General features: G+C 67.8%; 1 protein-coding gene and 1 pseudogene. Both read left to right on the top strand.

Annotated features, from left to right (window positions below):
- Window positions 1-141, top strand: a pseudogene (locus A9W96_RS21445) (Mce protein); the annotation flags it as partial.
- On the top strand, window positions 138-1,109 hold the full coding sequence (locus tag A9W96_RS21440) for an RDD family protein (protein WP_067142851.1): 972 nt from the start codon (window positions 138-140) through the stop codon (window positions 1,107-1,109). The pseudogene A9W96_RS21445 and the gene A9W96_RS21440, both read left to right, overlap by 4 nt.
- Window positions 1,110-1,152 lie beyond the last annotated feature (43 nt).

Below are 1,152 nucleotides of genomic sequence, written 5' to 3'. Positions count from 1 at the left end.
TCGATCGACATTCTCGTCGCGCTGCGCGTCAAGGTGGCCAGCGACCAGAACCAGAACGAGGCCGGCTACCGGCTGCGCGTGAAAATGGCGTTCGCCGAAGGGCAGTACAAGATTTCCAAGCTCGACCAGGTGACGAAGTGACGGTGGTGGTCGAACAGACTGCGCCCCCGGCAATCCAGGAGTCACCGCGAGAAGCCTTGGCGCCGTGGCATTCTCGTGCCAGCGCGTTCGCGGTCGATGCGGTGGCGGGCCTTGCCGTCATCCTCACGATGGCGTTGGTCCTGCGTACCGTGCCGGCCCAGGGTGTGTGGTGGTGGCTGAGCATTTCCGTCCTCGGCATCGTCACCCTGCTGGTGCTGGCCAACCGGTTGCTGCTGCCGGTGATCACCGGATGGAGCCTGGGCCGAGCTCTGGCGGGCGTCGCGGTGACGCGTCGCACCGGAGACGCACCGGGCCTGTGGACGCTGCTGCTGCGGGACGCCGCACACCTGCTCAATACCGCGTCGCTGGTGGGATGGCTTTGGCCCCTGTGGGATTCGCGCCGACGCACCTTCGCCGACATGCTGGCACGCACCGAAGTGCGACGCCTCCCACCGGACGCGTCGCCGCCCCACATCCGGCGCTGGAGCGCGGTCGCGGTGCTAAGCGCGGCGGCGCTCTGCCTGGCCGGGGCCGTGATGAGCTTCTTCGGGGGGTACTGGCAGGACCGGGCGACCGACCAGACCCGCGCCCAGCTGGCGACGCAGGGGCCCAAAATCGTTGCCCAGATGCTGACCTACGACCCCAAGTCGCTGCACGATGACTTCGGTCGGGCGCTGTCGCTGGCGACCGACAAGTATCGGCCCCAGCTGTCGGCCCAGCAGGACCTGGTGCAAAAAGGGCACCCGGTCATCAACGAATACTGGGTCACCAACAGCTCGATCGAATCGGCCGCCCCGTCCAGCGCAACGATGTTGATCTTCATGCAAGGCCGGCGCGGCGTCGGGCCCGAGCAGCGCTACATCAGCGCGACGGTGCGGGTGGCCTTTGCCAAGGGCCCCGGAAACGCTTGGCGCGTCGACGATCTCACCGTGCTGACCAAGCCGAAACAGCCCGGGAGCGGCAAGTGAGCCCCCGCCGCAGAATTGCGCCCGGCGAGCGGCCACTGCTCAT

This window comes from Mycobacterium sp. 1245852.3 (genome assembly GCF_001669335.1).
Lineage (GTDB): Bacteria > Actinomycetota > Actinomycetes > Mycobacteriales > Mycobacteriaceae > Mycobacterium > Mycobacterium europaeum_A.
This window is presented reverse-complemented; position numbering and strand designations above follow the sequence as displayed.